Below are 18,558 nucleotides of genomic sequence, written 5' to 3'. Positions count from 1 at the left end.
ATAGAGGGCCAATTCAAACATCGTTGAACAAGGAAGTTCACAATGGCCCAACTTATAACGCCCTCTTGCGCTGCTGACGACCGGGGTGTCGTCATTAGCGATATTGTCTTTCAGGCCAATGAGCATACGATCGAGACGCTCGACTTCAAAGTCGCCGATCAAGCGCGACTCAATCCGGAACACAAGCACCGGCAAGCCCAACTCGAAGTCGTCGACAAACTTTACGGCCCGCTCCAGATCGGCTCCGTAGCCGTGACCCGCTCCGCCCTGAATGCACTGGGTGCAACCACTGACGGTCAGGTATTGAACGGTGAAAACAGTTTCTTTCGCATCGCCAGTCGTTTTTTCCTGGACTCACTGCAGTTCAATGCAGCGGATGTCGAAACTCATATAAAACTGACCGCCGATGCAAACGACTACCGCCTGCCGACATTGCTTTTTGAAATAGCCAGCCAACGCTCACGCTCTGCGCGCCCATTATTAAGAGCACACCTTGCAGTACAGACTGAAGCGGGCAGTTATCACAATATCCTGGAAAAACTCCTGAAGTCTGCACAGGGCCTCGACCCTCATCAGTTTGCCCAGACTTCACTGAACTGGGTAAACAAGACCAAGAGCCAGATCCTCATCCCCACCGGCCTGGGGCTCCAGGCCTTCGGAATCTACAGCGGCCTGCGCGGCCTGCAAGACGCCATCCGCAACAAGGACGATTACCAGACCCTGTTCAACGGCGCCAGTGTGGCCGCCGAAGTGGCTTCCTTGGGCGTCGAAGCGCTGGTGACCCGACAAGCCACGCAAATGATCCAGGCCGGTCAGCGCTCCCTGGGGGATTTCGCGAAAACCACCTTCGCGACTCGACTGGCCCGGGGAAGCGGGCTGATTGCCAGCGTGTTGACCCTGCCTTTCGATATCGTCTCTGCAGTTGACGCTTTCAAGGCCGCCGCCAACGCGAGTGGCAAAGCGGCCACCGATCATTACGTCAGCGCCGCCTTGAGTGTCACCAGCGCCGCCATGACCCTGACCATCGGCTTAGCCGCGCTGGCGGGCTTCAGTTCAGCCGGTCCGGTGGGCCTTGCCGCCGGGCTTATCCTGGTGGTCGGGTCACAGGTCTGGGGGGCGATTCGCCAGGTCGATGAGATCGACGACTACATAACCCTCAGTGCCCACGAGCGCCTGCGAACGGGTTGGTTCGCCTTCTGGACAATCAGCCCTGACGACGATATCCAGGAGCGCTACACCCTCGCCAAGGCGACCGCCGAACACACCAGGCAACTGCGGGCCAACGCCTTGAACTTGCTCAAGGGCCCGTTGAAAGACAGCACCGAGGCGATCGTGAACGGTCGATTCACCGTGGAACTCGAGCAAGTGACCTACAACACCTGGAACTGGTGGACCGGCGAAAAGTATCAGGCAACGAACACGCGCCCGAAAATCAAGGACAGCGATGACTGGATTGATGCCCGCCAAGGCGTCACGCTCGAAACGCCTGGCGCAGTCATCGAAGCGGCGGCGGAGCACAAAGGCATCCGTTGGTATATCGGCGGCGGCAATGACACGGTTTTCGGGGTAGAAAACAAGCCGAACGTTTTCCACTACGGGTCAGGCGTCAAGCGGCTGAGGGGCGGCGCGAAAGACGATGTATTCGTTTTCGAAGGCTCGACATCCATTGCCCCAGGAGACGAAGTACCTGCGCCGAACCGACTGGTAGGTGGCTCGGGTAACGACACGTTGATACTGGCCGGCAATCCCGGCCATGGCCAGGTGCCGCGACTGGGTTATCACATCGACCTGGAGGCGGGGCAGGCGTCCATCATCACTCAGGAAGGTCCCAAGAGCGAAAGCGGACAGTATCGCCACGCGCTTCTTGAAGGCATCGAACATGTGGAAATCCTTGAGGGCGGCACCCATGTCATCAAGGGCAGCGCCGGCGCGAACATCATCAAGTCCCGGGGCAACGATCTCATCGAGGCCGGCGCGGGAGACGACCGGATCTTCATTCTCGGCGGCAACAACCGCAACGCCGACGGCGGGCCTGGGGACGATGCCTACGTCATCGCCCACAAACCCGGCCACGTATCGATCACCGAGGACGGCATGGGCAGCAGCGTCATTTCCCTGGACTGGCGCGCCGACCTGATTGAAAGCTGGGTGATCGAGCAGGGCAACCTGGTGATCACGTCGTGCTTCGATGGCAATGACTGGGAGTCACGCAAAGTCACCCTCAACAATGTCTATGCCGATACGGACTATCCAAGAGCATTGCAGAACAACCGCCTGACCTTCACGACAAAGGACGGCTTCCACTGGGTGCCAGACCTGCCGGAGACGCTGGAGCACGACAGCCCCCTCGTCATTGAAGCGGTCATGGTGCAACACGGCATCCCCCGGAACCCGGCCATCCTCAATGACCGAAGCGAGCGCTGGGTGGCCCACGATAAGGACACGAGCTACTACGTTTCCCGGTTGATTGAATTCACCACGCTCAAGGTGAGACAGAAAAGTGAGTATTGCACCACGCTTCACCTGGACTATGCCCATAGCGAACTGACCCGGGTCGAAGCTCACTACAACGCCTATGTCATCCAGGAAGACGGAGGGGACACGGTGAAATATGGTGAGTGCGGTCTCACCCTGGATTTTGGCAGTCGCCGTGTCGTCCTGAACAACCTGGCCCGTTCCGATGAGCGCTACAGCGCGCGGACAAAGACCAGCGGGCGACGTGCGTTTTCCGCATTGGATTCGCAGCACACGTTTATCCTGATCATGCGCGACGGCGCCTCCTACCGCCTGGCCATCCCCACCCCCGACCCCGCGCGGTTGCTGGATAAGGGATTCATCGACAAGGATCCGGTGCAATGGAAGACACAAGCCCCCCTTTCACTCACGCCGACCAGAAAGCACTACGCGTTTCTCCAGCCCCTGGATAAGAAGCCCCATCCCATGGGCAACCAGGCCACCTGCGCGATGCTTACGCCAGCCGTTGAGCAGACCGGTCTCGAAGTGCTGACAGGCCAAGGCTCCACGTACCTTGTCCACCTGAGCCCGGGCATGACACTACGGCTGACCACGCCAGGCGCACTGGCCGGCGCCAATCCCCGACTGCCCCAGGCATCCACTTGGGAACTCGACGCCACCCGCCTCGGAGAGGTCGAGATCAAACTGGCCAATAACCTGCTGCAGGTAGGCACGACGATCCTTCATCTACCCGCCTACGCAGAGGACGACCTCGTCGACCAGATACGCGTCATCACGGCCCAGGGTGTCGTCCATGCAGTCGACAGCCTGTTCGAGCGCGTCTATGTAACGGCACTGGACGGCCGGTATTTTTCGCCCCCGGTCGATCCCGAAGCCGCCCTGCCCCCCGAATTGTCACGGTTAGCATCGGCACAACTGAGGGTGTCCAACATGGCGCTCAAAGATGGCTCGCCCGGCTCACTGAGTTATCACCTCAAGGCGCGCCGGTGGACCCTCGATACCGATGAATCCCGGGTCATCGTCGCAACGAGCCTAAGAAAAACCAATTTGTGCGATCACCATCTCAGCCTTTATCAGGACCTGGCTCGCGAAGGGCTCAGCCAGAACCCACCCCTGGACGACGAGGCGCTGCGCTTGTTGCGCGAACAATGCGTGAAATGGGCCGAAGGCACGACGTTGAACAAGTCACTGATGCTTGCGCAGGCCATCGCGCTGAGCCCGACTTTTGGCCTGGAACTTCCTCATTGGCATTGGCTGCTCTCCCCAGGCGAGATCGTCTCCAGACAGACCTAGTCCTGAGGAGTGACTGCGAACGTCTTTTGCCGATGCAATACATATGTACTGCACCCGCCCGTTGATTTTCCAAGAACATCTTCCAGCGCGTTGCCCGTCAATCCACACGACGGGCGGCGACGTATTCATTGTTCATACTTTTCAAATTCAAGAGCGCAAACGTCAATGAGCCCCAGAAAAAACACCCGCCCCAACGTTCCAACTTCACCTCCCGATACGCCCCACGGCAATCGCGATACCACACCCGAAAGCCTGCCCAGGAGCCCTATCAGGGTCGATGGCAGCGATTCGTCGCCCGGCTCGTCGCCTGGGCGACAAACCGAAGCCGCTGACGCCCAGCCCACGGTGGTCCAGGTAGCGGAACTCACCTCCCAGGCCGCCATCTCCCATGTACCCGCCTCGCTATCGCTGGACAATTATTACCTTTCCCCCGAGCTGATCCCCATGCTGTCGGACCCGGACCCGACCTCCGGGATCCAGACATTCAGGACCCGGACTTACGTCAAACTTGCCGAAGGTGGGACGGTGCTATTGGGGCGCGATGCCGACCAAAACTACCGGGCGCGCTCAAGCGCTGAGCTCGTTGCGTCCGGCCCCCGCCTGGAACAAGTCGAAGGCAGCCTGCTGTGGCGGCAGGTTTCCCACGGCAGCGACTCCACGCTCACCATTACCCGCTACAACGTGCCGGACGATGATCCTCTGGAAGGGCCCGCGCCCAAGCGCCAGCGCACGGCGCCACCCTCCAGCGAAGTCGCAGTGGAAACCACCCCGGTTTTTCGCAAGGAATGGGGGGTCGAGCCAAAGCTCACCCTGCCGGCCTTCATCACCATCGGCGACGTTCACTATAAGCGGGTGACACGTGTCGACGCACGGGACTACCCCATTGCCTACATCCAGCAACCTGGCCATCCCGCCTATGATTTTGACCTGCTGGAAGCCATCCTCAGGCATACCCCGGACGAGCAGCCCCGAAGCGTAATCCGCGTGCCGCCGGACAACCATTGGAAGATCGATGCCAGGCTTCCCTTCGAGAAACCGCTGACGGCCTATGTCAGGGAAGTGTTTCCCGAGGTCACTACAGTCACCCTGGAAAATATCGCCAGAAGGCAGTTCGAACTCGCCAACAGCTCCTCGATCGCCGATGCTGCGGGCCTGACCGCACTGAGGCAGATTTTCCATAGCTGGAAAAACGCCGTTCCCTCGCCCCATCCGCAATGGACCGACCCCTTGCTGATGCTGCCCGTGCTCCCGACCTCTTCAGGGATCACGAGCGCTTCGCGTTCGATAGACCTGCCCATTTCCACCTCGACGGGGAGACTGGATCGGCTGGATTTCGACCCCCTACGGTTCCCGCGAGAGTGGAATTTCTTCATGTCGACCTACTCACCGATGGACCTCAAGCGCTTCATGGCCGGCATCCTGACGCGCAATGGCTACACGGTCATGGAGCCCAACAGTTTCAACAGCTTTCCGGCACTGGTGTTTCGGCGCACCGGGCATGACTATGTATTTTTCATGAGCCTGCATCGCACTCGCATGCCGAAACTCTCCCTGCCCACCCACATGAATCCCAACACCACCGGCATCAACCTGGAGACCCAGGTCGGCGACGCTGCCGCACAAGCGGTCAAGGACGCCCATCAGGCCGGCAAAATCATCTGGCTAAAGGGCGGTTCACAGATCCGGCCTGGCTACGCGGACACTGTCTTTATCATTCGGGATGACAACGCCAGGCTGTAGGCCGGCGGCAAAAAAAAGCCCGCAGTGTGAGCGGGCGAAAACCAAAGAAGCGCCATGCGCAGTCGCTTCCAGGAGAGGCAGCTGCTTGGGGGATCAGCTGCCTCGATAGGTGGAATAGGCGTAGGGCGAAATCAGCAGGGGCACGTGATAATGCTCCTGCTCGGCCGAAATACCGAAGCGCAGCACCACCACATCCAGGAACGCCGGCTCGGGCAGTTGCACGCCACGGGCGCGGTAGTAATCGCCAGCGTGAAATTGCAATTGATAGACGCCCGAGCGGTAGTCCTCCCCTTGCAGCAATGGTGCATCGCAGCGACCATCGCTGTTGGTCTGCGCGCTGGCGACCAGCTGCAATTGCGAGCCCTCCACCCGATACAACTCGACCTTGATCGCGCTGCCCGGGCAGCCATGTGCAGCATCCAAAACGTGAGTAGTCAAACGTCCCATTGCTTCTGCGCGCCTCGCTGCGGGGCAGCCCGGCACGACGCCTCCTGAATCAGTTGAAAGACAGGCCGCACCGTTTCGGAGCACGAAACGCTACGGCGATGAACGAATTAAGACACTTTAAAAGAAAATTGTACACAATAAAAAACAAACATTCAGCCCATGGACTGCGCAACGGCACGCCGGCCCCGGCCTCAAGCAAACCAAATGAATACAAGATCCTCCTGACGATTCATTGACCAAGTGGGCAGGTTTCTTGCAGTGTAGACACGCCAGGGGCAGCGGTGAAAAATGCAGAAAATCAGGCTTACAAATCGCGCATAAAGTTGTATACAATCACTCCATCGTCGTGACGCCAGCCTATATTTCATCATCAGGGCGCCACCCACATGGTTCGAACAAGAAGGAAAACTGCAGTGAGCGCTGACTACCCACGCGACCTGATCGGTTACGGCAATAACCCTCCCCATCCCCAGTGGCCGGGCAACGCCCGCATCGCTTTGTCCTTCGTGCTCAACTACGAAGAAGGTGGCGAGCGTAACGTCCTGCATGGCGACAAGGAATCCGAAGCGTTCCTTTCGGAGATGGTCGCCGCGCAACCGCTGCAGGGCGAGCGCAACATGAGCATGGAATCGCTGTACGAGTATGGCAGCCGTGCCGGTGTCTGGCGGGTCCTCAAGCTGTTCAAGGCATTCGACATCCCGCTGACCATCTTCGCCGTGGCCATGGCCGCCCAGCGCCATCCGGACGTGATTCGCGCCATGGTCGCCGCCGGTCACGAAATCTGCAGCCACGGCTATCGCTGGATCGACTACCAATACATGGATGAGGCCCAGGAGCGCGAGCACATGCTCGAAGCGATCCGCATCCTCACCGAAATCACTGGCGAGCGCCCGCTAGGCTGGTACACCGGCCGCACCGGCCCGAACACCCGCCGGCTGGTGATGGAGGAAGGCGGTTTCCTCTATGACAGCGACACCTACGACGACGACCTGCCCTACTGGGAACCCAATACCCCGAACGGCAAGCCGCACCTGGTGATCCCCTACACCCTCGACACCAACGACATGCGTTTCACCCAGGTGCAGGGTTTCAACAAGGGTGACGATTTCTTCCAATACCTGAAGGACGCTTTCGACGTGCTGTATGCCGAAGGTGCCGAGGCGCCGAAGATGCTCTCCATCGGGCTGCATTGCCGGCTGATCGGACGCCCTGCGCGCCTGGCATCCCTCAAGCGCTTCCTCGAATACGTCAAAGGCCATGAACACGTCTGGTTCAGCCGTCGTGTCGACATCGCCCGCCACTGGCAGCAGGCCCACCCGTACCAAGGGGCTTCGAATCCAGGAGCCTCGAAATGACCGCCTTCCAGACCCTCAAGCCTTCCAACTTGAGCCGTGACACCTTCGTCCGGGCTTTCGCCGATATCTACGAACATTCGCCATGGGTCGCCGAAAAGGCGTTTGACCTGGGCCAGGATCCCTCGATCGACGAGATCGAGACCCTGCACCAGCGCATGAGCGACATCCTGTTGAGCGCCGATCACGCCAGCCAACTGGCGCTGATCAACGCCCACCCGGACCTGGCCGGCAAAGCCGCCGTCCAGGGCCAACTGACCGAAGCCAGCACGAACGAACAGGCCGGCGCCGGTATTCACCAATGCACGGCAGAAGAGTTTCAACGCTTCACCGAGCTGAACGACGCCTACAAGGCCAAGTTCAAGTTTCCCTTCATCATGGCGGTAAAAGGCAGCAACCGGCACCAGATCCTCGCGGCGTTCGAAACGCGCATCCATCATTCGGCAGACGCCGAATTCAAATGCGCGCTGGCAGAGATCAACAAGATCGCGTTGTTCCGATTACTGACCCTTTAGCGAGCAGCCTCCTGCAAGCATCCCCAGCCAACTTATTTAAAGGCAGACAAGAAGAATGAAAGCTTACGCCGTACCTTTCGAGAAGTTCGTCAACCTGGCCGACGCCCGCCTGGGCACCAAGATCATCTCGGTCACCGACGACTGGTTCGCCGACGCCAACCGCCTGTTCCAGCCGACCCCGGCCGTGTGGAAGGAGGGCGTGTTCGATGATAACGGCAAGTGGATGGATGGCTGGGAATCGCGGCGCAAGCGCTTCGAAGGTTACGACAGTGCGGTGATCCGCCTGGGTGTGGCGGGGTCGATCAAGGGCGTGGACATCGACACCTCATTCTTCACCGGCAACTACCCACCATCAGCCTCTCTCGAAGCCTGCTTCCTGACCGAAGGCGAGCCGGACGAAAACACCCAGTGGACTGAAGTGCTGTCGGCCGTGGAGCTGCAAGGCAACAGCCACCACTACCACGAAATCAGCAACGACCAGGCCTTCAGCCACCTGCGTTTCAACATCTACCCTGATGGCGGCGTGGCCCGCTTGCGGGTCTACGGCATTCCGTACCGCGACTGGTCGGCCGTGGGCGACAACGAACAGATCGACCTGGCCGCCGCCCTCAATGGTGGCCGCGCCCTGGCCTGCTCCGACGAGCACTTCGGTCGCATGAGCAATATCCTCAACCCGGGTCGTGGCGTGAACATGGGCGATGGCTGGGAAACCGCCCGTCGTCGCACCCCGGGCAATGACTGGGTGATCGTCGCCCTGGGCCATGCCGGCGAGGTCGAGAAAGTCATCGTCGACACCCTGCACTTCAAGGGCAACTACCCCGACAGCTGCTCGATCCAGGGCGCGTTCGTCAAGGGCGGCACCGACAGCCAGATCGAAACCCAGTCGCTGTTCTGGCGCGAACTGCTGCCGAGCCAGAAGCTGGAGATGCACGCCGAGCACACCTTCGCCGAGCAGATCAAGGCCCTGGGGCCGATCACCCACATCCGCCTCAATGTGTTCCCGGATGGTGGCGTGAGTCGCCTGCGGGTGCTGGGCAAGGTATCGAAATAAGGGTGAACCCAAATCGCGAGCAAGCTCGCTCCCACATTTGAAATGCATTCCCCTGTGGGAGCGAGCTTGCTCGCGATGGCGGCACGACAAACAACACAGAATTCAAGGTAAAAGACCAGCATGCGCACACTCAAGATCGAACCGTTGACCAAAGAAGCCTTCGCCCCGTTCGGTGACGTGATCGAAACCGACGGCAGCGATCACTTCATGATCAACAACGGTTCGACCATGCGCTTCCATCGCCTGGCGACGGTGCAAACCGCTACGCCGGACGATCAGGCGATCATCAGCATCTTCCGCGCCGACGCGCTGGACATGCCGCTGACCGTACGCATGCTGGAGCGCCATCCGCTGGGCAGCCAGGCCTTCATTCCGCTGCTCGGCAACCCCTTTCTGATCGTGGTCGCGCCACTTGGCGATGCACCTGTATCAGGCTTGGTCCGCGCCTTCGTCACCAACGGCAGGCAGGGCATTAATTACCATCGCGGCGTCTGGCACCACCCGGTGCTGACGATCGAAAAGCGGGATGACTTCCTGGTGGTTGATCGCAGTGGCACAGGCAACAACTGCGATGAGCATTTTTTCCAAGAGGATGAATTTCTAATCCTCGCCCCCCACCAATAAGAGAAGGTCCGATCACGCGCAGACAAGCGTGACGGGCGAGAGGTAAAGACTGTGGAAGCACATATGCTGGAATGGCTGAACCTGAGCGTACGCTGGGTTCACATGATCACTGGCGTGGCCTGGATCGGCGCGTCGTTCTACTTCGTCTGGCTGGAAAACAACCTCAACCGCGTCAACCCCAGGAGCGGCCTGGCCGGTGACCTGTGGGCCATCCACGGTGGCGGCATCTACCACCTGGAAAAATACAAACTCGCGCCACCGTCCATGCCGGACAACCTGCACTGGTTCAAATGGGAAGCCTACTTCACCTGGATGTCGGGTATCGCCCTGCTGTGCGTGGTGTTCTATTGGAACCCGACCGTCTACCTGCTGGCCCCCGGCAGCGGCCTGAGCGGCCCCGAAGGCGTCGCCTTGGGCATCGGCTCGTTGTTCGTCGGCTGGTTCGTCTATTCCTTTCTCTGCGACTCGGCGCTGGGCAAGCGCCCTGCCTTGCTCGGCCTGATCCTGTTCGTGCTGTTGATCGCCGCGGCCTACGGGTTCAGCAAGGTGTTCAGCGGTCGCGGTGCCTACCTGCATGTCGGGGCGGTCATCGGCACGATCATGGTGGGCAACGTGTTCCGCATCATCATGCCGGCACAACGTGCCCTGGTCGCGGCCATCGCCGAGAACCGCACCCCCGACCCGGCATTGCCGGCCAAGGGTTTGTTGCGTTCGCGCCACAACAACTACTTCACCCTGCCGGTGCTGTTCATCATGATCAGCAACCATTTCCCGAGCACCTACGGCAGCCAGTACAACTGGTTGATCCTGGCCGGTATCGCCGTGGCGGCGGTGTTGGTGCGGCATTACTTCAACACGCGCCATGACAGCAACCGGTTTGCCTGGACGCTGCCGGTCGGCGCCCTGGCGATGATCTGCCTGGCTTATGTCACCGGTCCCAAACCCATGCCCAGCGCACCGGACGTGGCCAAGGCACCTGGCGTGATCGAGTACCAACCGTTGCCGGAAACGGCAGTGGGCGGCGGCGCGAAACCGGCGACCGCCCCCGCCGCACCGGCCTCGGCACCCACCCAGGCCGCCAACGCCCAGGGCCCCTCGTTCGAGAAGGTCCACAGCGTGATCCAGGAACGCTGCTCGGTCTGCCACTCGGCCAAGCCCACCAGCCCGTTGTTCAGCGCCGCGCCGGGCGGGGTGATGTTCGACACGCCGCAGCAGATCCAGCAACAGGCCGCGCGCATCCAGGCCCAAGCCGTGACCAGCCAGATCATGCCATTGGGCAACATCACGCAGATGACCCAGCAGGAACGCGACCTGATCGGCGCGTGGATCAACCAGGGCGCGCGCACCAACTGAGCCACGCGCTCCAACACCGTTAATCGTCATACCGCTGACAGGTCGACCGGCACACCACCGGTCCCCCGTCAGCGACTGCCTGCGCCTCAACAATAAAAACAAGAGGAAAGCACCCGATGACCAAACCCCGCCATCACGCCCCAAATTCGCCGCCCATGCGCTGTTGCAGGGCACTTGAGCCCTTCAAGGCAAGCCCGTATCCTGCGCGGCCGTTTGAAGCAGGCCTACAACAAAATCCCTTCCGATCCTGACCGGACCGCCAACTTGTTGCGGCGTTGGCGGACATGACGCGCCCCTGAAAACAGCTTTTCCGACTGATCAAAAAACCGCAGGCCACGCCATTTCCGGTTTTTTCCGGACTTGGCTCAGCGCTTGCTATCAGCATTCGCCACGCTCAAAAAGCTGACCGAACGGATGTTTTTTAATCCATGGAAAAAGGCGCCACACCAGAGCGCTGACCTTAAAAAATTGCGGTACCACTAACCTTTGGGAGCAAACCGAATGAAACGTACGTGCACCAGCCTGATACTCGCAGGATCCTTGCTGGTCGCAGGCCAAGCGATGGCCGACGACCTGTTGCAATGGCAGAACAACAGCCTGACCTACCTGTATGGCAAGGATTTCCAGGTCAACCCGCGTATCCAGCAGACCGTGACCTTCGAACACGCCGATGCCTGGAAGTACGGGGACAACTTCTTCTTCCTCGACCGGATCTTCTACAACGGCCAGGACGACAGCCAGTCCGGCCCGAACACCTACTACGGCGAGTTCAGCCCGCGCCTGTCGTTCGGCAAGATCTTCGACCAGAAGCTGGAACTGGGGCCGATCAAGGATGTGCTGCTGGCCATGACCTATGAATTCGGTGAAGGCGACAACGAGTCCTACCTGATCGGCCCGGGCTTCGACCTGGCGATTCCCGGCTTCGACTACTTCCAGCTGAACTTCTACAACCGCCAGACCGAAGGCCCGCGCGCCGGCGACAACGTCTGGCAGATCACCCCGGCCTGGGCCTACACCGTACCGGTGGGTTCTTCCGACATCCTGATCGACGGTTTCATCGACTGGGTGGTGGACAACGACAGCAACTCGAAGGGCACCTACCACGCCAACCTGCACATCAACCCGCAGATCAAATATGACCTGGGCAAGGCCTTGAAGCTTGGCGCCAAGCAGCTGTATGTGGGCGTGGAGTATGACTACTGGAAGAACAAATACGGGATCGAAGACAGCGAAGGGTTCAAGACCAACCAGAGCAACACCAGCTTTTTGCTCAAGTATCACTTCTAATCGCGTCACCCTTGTGGGAGCGAGCTTGCTCGCGATGGCGGTGGGTCAGGCAGAACAGGTGTTGGATGTGCCGCCGTCATCGCGAGCAAGCTCGCTCCCACATTGGTTTCGTGAAAGCCAGGATTCAGCGCCCACCGCAAATCCCTTGTGGGAGCGAGCTTGCTCGCGATAGCGGTGGACCTGCTTGCATCAGTCAGGACAACCCCAAAAACCGACTCAACGCCTCGCGCTGCGCCAACGCATCCTGGCGTCCCAACTCGATCAGCTCGCGGCAATACCCCGCCTCGAACAACAGGTAGCTCAGCACCCCCGCGCCACTGGTCTTGGTCGCACCCGGCCCCCGCAGGAAAACCCGCAACGCACGGGGCAGTTCCTGACGATGGCGAGCGGCGATTTCATCGATCGGCTGGCTCGGCGAAATCACCAATACCTCCACCGGTGCCGCGCCCAGGGCATGGGCCGGCACATCATCGGGCAGCAGGTGGCTGAAACCGTTCAGGCGCTGAAGCAATTCGATGTCGCTTTCCAGGCTGTCAATGAAGGTGCTGTTGAGCATATGACCGCCGATCTGCGCCAGGGTCGGTTGCAGGCCGGTGTAGCTGCGCTCGGAAGGATCCTGGCCACCGGCGCCACGGGGGTTGCCGCTGACACCGATCACCAGCACGCGATTGGCCCCCAGGTGCAAGGCCGGGCTGATGGGCGCCGATTGCCGCACCGCGCCGTCGCCAAAGTATTGCGGGCCGATCTTGACCGGCGCGAACAACAGCGGAATCGCCGAGCTGGCCAGCAGGTGCTCCACCGACAACTGCGTCGGCACACCGATGCGCCGGTGGCGCAGCCAGGCATCGATGGTCCCGCGTCCCTGGTAGAAAGTGACGGCCTGGCCGGATTCATAACCGAATGCCGTCACCGCCACCGCCCGCAGTTGCTGTTCGGCGATGGACTGCTCGATGCCCGAGGCGTGGAACTGGGCCTGGAGCAGTTCGCGCAATGGCGAACTGTCGATCAACGCCACCGGCAACTTGGTCCCCAGGCCCAGCAGGCTGTGGGTGATGAAACGCGTCGCCTGGGCCAGCACGCCCCGCCAGTCGCTGCGCATGACCTGGTGGCTGCGTACCGCTTGCCAGAACGCCGTCAGCCGCTCGATGGCACTCTTGAAGTCCATCGCCCCGCTCGCCAGGCTGACCGCGTTGATCGCCCCGGCCGAGGTGCCGACGATCACCGGAAACGGGTTATCCGCCCCATCGGGTAACAATTCGGCAATCGCCGCCAATACCCCCACTTGATACGCCGCCCGAGCCCCGCCGCCGGAAAGAATCAAACCTGTAACCGGTTCAGCTGGGGTCATCGCAATGCTCCGTGCTCAAGGTGATATCAAAAAAACTCAGCCGCGTTTGTCGTACAGCTTGGGCTCGCCCGGCGGACGGCTCTTGAAGCGCCGGTGGGCCCAGAGGTACTGTTCGGGACAATCGCGCACCGATTGCTCGACCCATTGATTGATGCGGATGCAATCGGCTTCCTCGGTCTCCCCCGGGAAATCCGTCAACGGAGCCTGGATCACCAGGCGATAACCGCTGCCATCGGCCAGGCGTTCCTGGGTGAAAGGCACCACCAGCGCCTTGCCCAGGCGGGCGAACTTGGTGGTGGCGGTGACCGTCGCGGCCTGGATGCCGAACAGCGGCACGAACACGCTTTGCTTGGCGCCGTAGTCCTGGTCCGGCGCATACCAGATCGCCCGGCCGGCCCGCAGCAGCTTGAGCATGCCCCGCACGTCGTCACGCTCCACCGCCAGGGAATCGAGGTTGTGCCGCTCGCGGCCCCGGCGCTGGATGTAGTCGAACAACGGGTTCTTGTGCTCGCGGTACATGCCATCGATGGTGTGCTGCTGGCCGAGCAAGGCAGCGCCGATTTCCAGCGTGGTGAAATGCAGCGCCATCAGGATCACGCCCTTGCCCTCGCGCTGAGCCTGCTTGAGATGCTCCAACCCTTCGACATGGGCCAGTTTCGCCAAACGCGAACGCGACCACCACCAACTCATGGCCATTTCGAAAAAGGCGATGCCGGTGGAGGCAAAGTTTTCCTTGAGCAGACGCTTGCGTTCGGCAGCGGACTTTTGCGGGAAACACAGTTCCAGGTTGCGACGAGCGATGCGCCGTCGGTCGCCGGCCACCCGGTACATCAGCGCCCCCAATGCACGACCGACCCGCAGCAATAACGGATAAGGCAATTGCACGATCAGCCACAACAGCCCCAGGCCGCACCACAGCAGCCAGAAACGCGGATGAAAAAATGCAGCTCGAAAACGCGGGCGATCCATTACAACTTCCATTAGGACATGGGCCGCGCATTCTACATTGTTCGACCCGGGTTGCGGCTGGCGGACGATCTCGTTATAAGTCTCGGCACTTTTAGTGACAAGCCGTTGTACGCCGACCATGAGCCAAACCGAACCGCTAGACCAAGATCCCGTGTTCCAGCTGAAGGGCAGCATGCTCGCCATTACGGTGCTGGAACTGGCCCGCAACGACCTGGAGAGCCTTGACCGGCAACTGGCGGCGAAAGTCGCCCAGGCCCCGAATTTCTTCAGCAATGCCCCCCTGGTGCTGGCCCTGGACAAGCTGCCGGCTGGCGAAGGCTCAGTGGATCTGCCAGGCCTGATGCGCATTTGCCGCCAGCACGGTCTGCGCACCCTGGCGATCCGCGCCAGCCGCATCGAAGACATCGCCGCCGCCATCGCCGTGGACATTCCCGTGCTGCCGCCGTCCGGCGCCCGGGAACGCGTGCTGGAACTGAGCCCGGCCGAAGCGAAGAAAGCCCCGGAAAAACCACCGGAGCCCACCATCAAGCCAACGCGGGTCATCACCTCGCCAGTGCGCGGCGGGCAGCAGATTTATGCCCAGGGTGGCGATCTGGTCATCGTGTCGTCGGTCAGCCCGGGGGCGGAACTTCTGGCCGATGGCAACATCCATGTATACGGCCCGATGCGCGGTCGAGCACTGGCCGGCGTCAAGGGTGATACCAAAGCCAGGATCTTCTGTCAGCAATTGAGCGCTGAGCTGGTTTCCATCGCCGGGCAGTACAAGGTCTCCGAGGATTTGCGTCGCGACCCGTTGTGGGGCGCCGGCGTTCAGATCAGCCTGTCGGGCGACGTGTTGAACATCATTCGGCTTTAACGGATACTGCCGCATTTTCCAAGCATCTCTAAAACGAGCGAAAACGGCTTAAACGACGTAGGAAAAAGGATCTGGCAGTGTTTACCGGAGGTAGACCCCGCCCGACAGCCAATTCCAGCCAAGCCTGTCCAATTGCAACGGTTTTCCAGAGATGTTTTTCAGGGGCTGACAAAGTCCCTTTTTCCTTAGGGGTGAAACACCTTGGCCAAGATTCTCGTGGTTACATCCGGCAAGGGTGGTGTGGGTAAGACCACCACCAGCGCCGCTATCGGTACCGGCCTCGCTCTGCGCGGCCACAAGACAGTCATCGTCGACTTCGACGTCGGCTTGCGCAACCTGGACCTGATCATGGGTTGCGAGCGCCGCGTGGTCTACGACTTCGTCAACGTCGTCAACGGCGAAGCGAACCTGCAACAGGCCCTGATCAAGGACAAGCGCCTTGAAAACCTCTACGTGCTGGCCGCCAGCCAGACCCGCGACAAAGACGCGCTGACCCAGGAAGGCGTGGAAAAGGTCCTGATGCAACTCAAGGAAGACTTCGAGTTCGTGGTCTGCGACTCCCCGGCCGGTATCGAGAAAGGTGCCCACCTGGCCATGTACTTCGCCGACGAAGCGATTGTCGTGACCAACCCGGAAGTGTCGTCGGTCCGTGACTCCGACCGCATGCTGGGCCTGCTGGCGAGCAAATCCCGCCGCGCCGAGAAGGGCGAAGAGCCGATCAAGGAACACCTGCTGCTGACTCGCTACAACCCACAACGGGTCAGCGACGGCGAAATGCTCGGCGTCGAAGACGTCAAGGAAATCCTCGCGGTCACCCTGCTGGGGGTCATTCCGGAATCCCAAGCGGTACTCAAGGCTTCCAACTCCGGCGTGCCGGTGATTCTCGACGACCAGAGCGATGCCGGCCAGGCATACAGCGATGCCGTCGATCGCCTGTTGGGCAAGACCGTGGAGCATCGTTTCCTCGATGTAACGAAGAAAGGTTTCTTCGAGCGCCTGTTTGGAGGTAGGTAATGAACCTTTTTGACTTCTTTCGTGCCAACAAAAAGCCCAGTACCGCCTCGGTCGCGAAAGAGCGTCTACAGATCATCGTGGCGCACGAACGCGGCCAACGCAGCACCCCTGACTACCTGCCAGCCTTGCAGAAGGAACTGGTGGAAGTGATCCGCAAATACGTCAACATCGGTAGCGATGACGTGCATGTGGCGCTGGAAAGCCAGGGCAGCTGCTCGATCCTGGAACTCAATATCACCCTGCCGGATCGCTGATCGCCCCGGCGGGAGCCACGGCGGCTCGGGTCCCCACAGCCCTTTTGTGGGAGCGGGCTTGCTCGCGAAGACGGTGGCACATTCAGTATCAATGTGCCTGAAACACCGCTTTCGCGAGCAAGCCCGCTCCAACAAGGGTCGGGGCCCAGCCGCCGTTGGCGTTTGTAACGAGACTGTTTTCAATGCCCCTGTCCAACATCCGCATCATTCATCAGGACGCCGCTGTCCTGGTGGTCGACAAGCCGACCCTGTTGCTTTCCGTGCCCGGCCGGGCCGACGACAACAAAGATTGCCTGATCACCCGCCTGCAGGAAAACGGCTATCCGGAAGCGCGAATCGTGCACCGACTGGACTGGGAAACCTCCGGCATCATCCTCTTGGCCCGTGACCCGGACACCCATCGCGAACTGTCCCGGCAATTTCATGATCGCGAAACCGAAAAAGCCTACACGGCGTTGTGCTGGGGCCAACCGGAGTTGGACAGTGGCAGCATCGACCTGCCCTTGCGCTACGACCCGCCGACCAAACCTCGGCATGTGGTGGACCATGAACAGGGCAAACACGCCCTGACCTTCTGGCGCGTGCTGGAACGTTGTGGCGACTGGTGCCGGGTCGAGCTGACGCCGATCACCGGGCGCTCGCACCAATTGCGCGTACACATGCTCTCCATCGGTCACCCGCTGCTGGGCGACGGGCTCTACGCCCATCCGCAGGCCCTCGCCGCCTGGCCACGCCTGTGCCTGCACGCCAGCATGCTGAGCTTCACCCATCCGCAAAGCGGCGAGCGCTTGCGCTTCGAGTGCCCGGCACCGTTCTAGATCCGTTAAAAATGGCTTCATCCGATAAAGGCTTGGCATGCAGGTTATTGATTTTCAGGAAACACCCGTCAAAAAAGTCCGCCACCAATTGCTCTACCTGATCTACGGCGACAAGGACGCTTATCGCCACGAAGCCAAGTTCAGCATCCTCACCGCCCTGGCCCACGGCAATCCGGCGACCCTGCCCAGCATCAGGATCCTGACCGACCGGCCTGAGGATTATCGCGGCTGGCCGGTCGAAACCCTTGCGCTGAGCCCGCAGTTGCTGGCCGAGTGGCAAGGCAACAACGGTTACATTCACCGGCGCAAGGCCTGTGCCATCGCGGCCGGCCTGACGCTGGCGGAAAAGACCCTGTTCGTCGACACCGACACGCTGTTCCTGTCCGATCCCGACCTGCTGTTCAAGCAAATCCAGCCAGGGCAGTACCTGATGGACAGCTTCGAATACCACTGGAGCTACGTCTGCAAGCGCGTGGATTACCTCAAGCTGGGCACGCGCCTGCGCGCCCACGGCATCACCCCGGACAACAGTTTCAAGCTTTACAACAGCGGGTTATGCGGTGTGACGGACAAAGACGGGGCGCTGCTGGCCCAGGCCGTCGGGCTGATCGATGAATGGACCGAAGGTGGCTTCGACATCCACACCATCGAACAGATCGCGATTTCATTCGCCTTGCGCAACCAGACCATTAACGAAACCAACAAGCACGTCTATCACTACTTCGCCGAGAAACGCTTCTTCCACACCATGCAAGCGCACTTCTTTGCCCTGCACGGCGAGGCGTTCAACACGCAGTTGGTGGAGCGTTGCCATGACGTTCCGCGCACCCGGCCTTTCCCGTCGGCCTGGCGGCGGCTGAAGATCAAATGGCAGTTGCGCAATCACAGCGGCCCCTTGCACAGGATCGGTCGCGACCTGCTGTATGGCAGCGCGGCACCGGAGCACCCTTACTACAACCTCTGCCGGCACCATTGGTGGGATTCGGCATCGCGGGAGATCCTTCGCCTGGACCCGAAACGCCAGCAACAGTGGTTCGGCCAACTGGAGCACTGGCCGCGGCACCTGCCAGAACCGTCCAAGGCACAAGACAAGTCCCTGATCATGGCGCACTTGCGCGAGCGGATCACGGCCTCGGGCTGATCGATGGTGGGGCCGTGGAAC

General features: G+C 60.6%; 16 protein-coding genes. 13 read left to right on the top strand and 3 right to left on the bottom strand.

Features of this window, described 5'->3' with window-relative positions; genetic code table 11:
- Positions 1 to 42: 42 nt before the first annotated feature.
- Together J4E63_RS15675 and J4E63_RS15670 are read left to right on the top strand one after the other, a co-directional pair.
- Positions 43 to 3,768: a calcium-binding protein gene (locus tag J4E63_RS15675; protein WP_207282609.1), complete on the top strand. Its 3,726-nt coding sequence runs from the start codon at positions 43 to 45 to the stop codon at positions 3,766 to 3,768.
- A 165-nt stretch (positions 3,769 to 3,933) separates the two neighbouring features.
- Entirely contained in the window at positions 3,934 to 5,508 is a 1,575-nt protein-coding gene (locus J4E63_RS15670) for a hypothetical protein (RefSeq protein ID WP_207282608.1), read from the top strand.
- Between the two features lie 93 nt (positions 5,509 to 5,601).
- Here J4E63_RS15670 and uraH read toward each other — a convergent pair whose 3' ends face one another.
- On the bottom strand, positions 5,602 to 5,955 hold the full coding sequence (uraH, locus tag J4E63_RS15665) for a hydroxyisourate hydrolase (RefSeq protein WP_060741123.1): 354 nt from the start codon (positions 5,953 to 5,955) through the stop codon (positions 5,602 to 5,604).
- Between the two features lie 413 nt (positions 5,956 to 6,368).
- Here uraH and puuE point away from each other — a divergent pair, with 413 nt between their 5' ends.
- The 6 genes from puuE to J4E63_RS15635 all read left to right on the top strand — a co-directional run bounded on the left by puuE (position 6,369) and on the right by J4E63_RS15635 (position 12,137).
- The gene (puuE, locus tag J4E63_RS15660) at positions 6,369 to 7,310 is read left to right on the top strand and encodes an allantoinase PuuE (protein ID WP_060741122.1); all 942 of its coding nucleotides are present in this window, start codon (positions 6,369 to 6,371) and stop codon (positions 7,308 to 7,310) included.
- Positions 7,307 to 7,822 (top strand): 2-oxo-4-hydroxy-4-carboxy-5-ureidoimidazoline decarboxylase, encoded by a 516-nt coding sequence (gene uraD, locus J4E63_RS15655; protein WP_207282607.1) that lies wholly within the window; start codon positions 7,307 to 7,309, stop codon positions 7,820 to 7,822. Before puuE ends, uraD begins: the two co-directional genes overlap by 4 nt.
- Positions 7,823 to 7,877: 55 nt before the next feature.
- The gene (gene alc / locus J4E63_RS15650) at positions 7,878 to 8,873 is read left to right on the top strand and encodes an allantoicase (protein WP_003204527.1); all 996 of its coding nucleotides are present in this window, start codon (positions 7,878 to 7,880) and stop codon (positions 8,871 to 8,873) included.
- A 120-nt stretch (positions 8,874 to 8,993) separates the two neighbouring features.
- Entirely contained in the window at positions 8,994 to 9,497 is a 504-nt protein-coding gene (locus tag J4E63_RS15645; RefSeq protein ID WP_123415858.1) for an ureidoglycolate lyase, read from the top strand.
- 51 nt (positions 9,498 to 9,548) lie between these two features.
- Complete coding sequence (locus J4E63_RS15640; RefSeq protein ID WP_060741119.1) at positions 9,549 to 10,850, top strand: urate hydroxylase PuuD; 1,302 nt, start codon at positions 9,549 to 9,551, stop codon at positions 10,848 to 10,850.
- A 501-nt stretch (positions 10,851 to 11,351) separates the two neighbouring features.
- Entirely contained in the window at positions 11,352 to 12,137 is a 786-nt protein-coding gene (locus J4E63_RS15635; RefSeq protein ID WP_192261592.1) for an outer membrane protein OmpK, read from the top strand.
- 193 nt (positions 12,138 to 12,330) lie between these two features.
- Here J4E63_RS15635 and J4E63_RS15630 read toward each other — a convergent pair whose 3' ends face one another.
- Together J4E63_RS15630 and J4E63_RS15625 are read right to left on the bottom strand one after the other, a co-directional pair.
- Entirely contained in the window at positions 12,331 to 13,485 is a 1,155-nt protein-coding gene (locus J4E63_RS15630) for a patatin-like phospholipase family protein (RefSeq protein WP_192261591.1), read from the bottom strand.
- Positions 13,486 to 13,521: 36 nt separating this feature from the next.
- Positions 13,522 to 14,454 (bottom strand): lipid A biosynthesis lauroyl acyltransferase, encoded by a 933-nt coding sequence (locus J4E63_RS15625; protein WP_060741116.1) that lies wholly within the window; start codon positions 14,452 to 14,454, stop codon positions 13,522 to 13,524.
- Positions 14,455 to 14,572: 118 nt separating this feature from the next.
- Between J4E63_RS15625 and minC the strand changes: the two genes are divergently transcribed.
- From minC to J4E63_RS15600, 5 genes are all read left to right on the top strand, one after another.
- The gene (gene minC / locus J4E63_RS15620; protein WP_092328440.1) at positions 14,573 to 15,310 is read left to right on the top strand and encodes a septum site-determining protein MinC; all 738 of its coding nucleotides are present in this window, start codon (positions 14,573 to 14,575) and stop codon (positions 15,308 to 15,310) included.
- 201 nt (positions 15,311 to 15,511) lie between these two features.
- Entirely contained in the window at positions 15,512 to 16,324 is an 813-nt protein-coding gene (gene minD / locus J4E63_RS15615; RefSeq protein ID WP_003179114.1) for a septum site-determining protein MinD, read from the top strand.
- Positions 16,324 to 16,578, top strand: coding sequence for a cell division topological specificity factor MinE (gene minE / locus J4E63_RS15610; protein ID WP_003179111.1), 255 nt, complete (start codon positions 16,324 to 16,326; stop codon positions 16,576 to 16,578). Before minD ends, minE begins: the two co-directional genes overlap by 1 nt.
- Before the next feature lie 182 nt (positions 16,579 to 16,760).
- Positions 16,761 to 17,396 (top strand): RluA family pseudouridine synthase, encoded by a 636-nt coding sequence (locus tag J4E63_RS15605; protein WP_018612476.1) that lies wholly within the window; start codon positions 16,761 to 16,763, stop codon positions 17,394 to 17,396.
- Positions 17,397 to 17,433: 37 nt separating this feature from the next.
- A complete protein-coding gene (locus J4E63_RS15600) occupies positions 17,434 to 18,537 on the top strand; it encodes a hypothetical protein (protein ID WP_207282606.1) in 1,104 nt (367 codons plus the stop codon).
- Positions 18,538 to 18,558: the final 21 nt, after the last annotated feature.

This window comes from Pseudomonas sp. FW300-N2F2 (assembly GCF_017351655.1).
In the GTDB taxonomy this organism is placed as follows: Bacteria; Pseudomonadota; Gammaproteobacteria; order Pseudomonadales; family Pseudomonadaceae; genus Aquipseudomonas; species Aquipseudomonas fluorescens_AA.
The sequence above is the reverse complement of the archived record's forward strand: the minus strand, read 5'-3'. Positions and strand labels throughout refer to the sequence as shown.

Bases quoted from the DNA above. Each gene is read 5' to 3' on its own strand.
- J4E63_RS15630 (WP_192261591.1), bottom strand. From the start codon at position 13,485: ATGACCCCAGCTGAACCGGTTACAGGTTTGATTCTTTCCGGCGGCGGG.
- J4E63_RS15600 (WP_207282606.1), top strand. From the start codon at position 17,434: ATGCAGGTTATTGATTTTCAGGAAACACCCGTCAAAAAAGTCCGCCAC.
- minC (WP_092328440.1), top strand. From the start codon at position 14,573: ATGAGCCAAACCGAACCGCTAGACCAAGATCCCGTGTTCCAGCTGAAG.
- uraH (WP_060741123.1), bottom strand. From the start codon at position 5,955: ATGGGACGTTTGACTACTCACGTTTTGGATGCTGCACATGGCTGCCCG.
- J4E63_RS15670 (WP_207282608.1), top strand. From the start codon at position 3,934: ATGAGCCCCAGAAAAAACACCCGCCCCAACGTTCCAACTTCACCTCCC.
- J4E63_RS15645 (WP_123415858.1), top strand. From the start codon at position 8,994: ATGCGCACACTCAAGATCGAACCGTTGACCAAAGAAGCCTTCGCCCCG.
- J4E63_RS15605 (WP_018612476.1), top strand. From the start codon at position 16,761: ATGCCCCTGTCCAACATCCGCATCATTCATCAGGACGCCGCTGTCCTG.
- J4E63_RS15625 (WP_060741116.1), bottom strand. From the start codon at position 14,454: ATGGATCGCCCGCGTTTTCGAGCTGCATTTTTTCATCCGCGTTTCTGG.
- alc (WP_003204527.1), top strand. From the start codon at position 7,878: ATGAAAGCTTACGCCGTACCTTTCGAGAAGTTCGTCAACCTGGCCGAC.
- J4E63_RS15675 (WP_207282609.1), top strand. From the start codon at position 43: ATGGCCCAACTTATAACGCCCTCTTGCGCTGCTGACGACCGGGGTGTC.
- minE (WP_003179111.1), top strand. From the start codon at position 16,324: ATGAACCTTTTTGACTTCTTTCGTGCCAACAAAAAGCCCAGTACCGCC.
- J4E63_RS15635 (WP_192261592.1), top strand. From the start codon at position 11,352: ATGAAACGTACGTGCACCAGCCTGATACTCGCAGGATCCTTGCTGGTC.
- uraD (WP_207282607.1), top strand. From the start codon at position 7,307: ATGACCGCCTTCCAGACCCTCAAGCCTTCCAACTTGAGCCGTGACACC.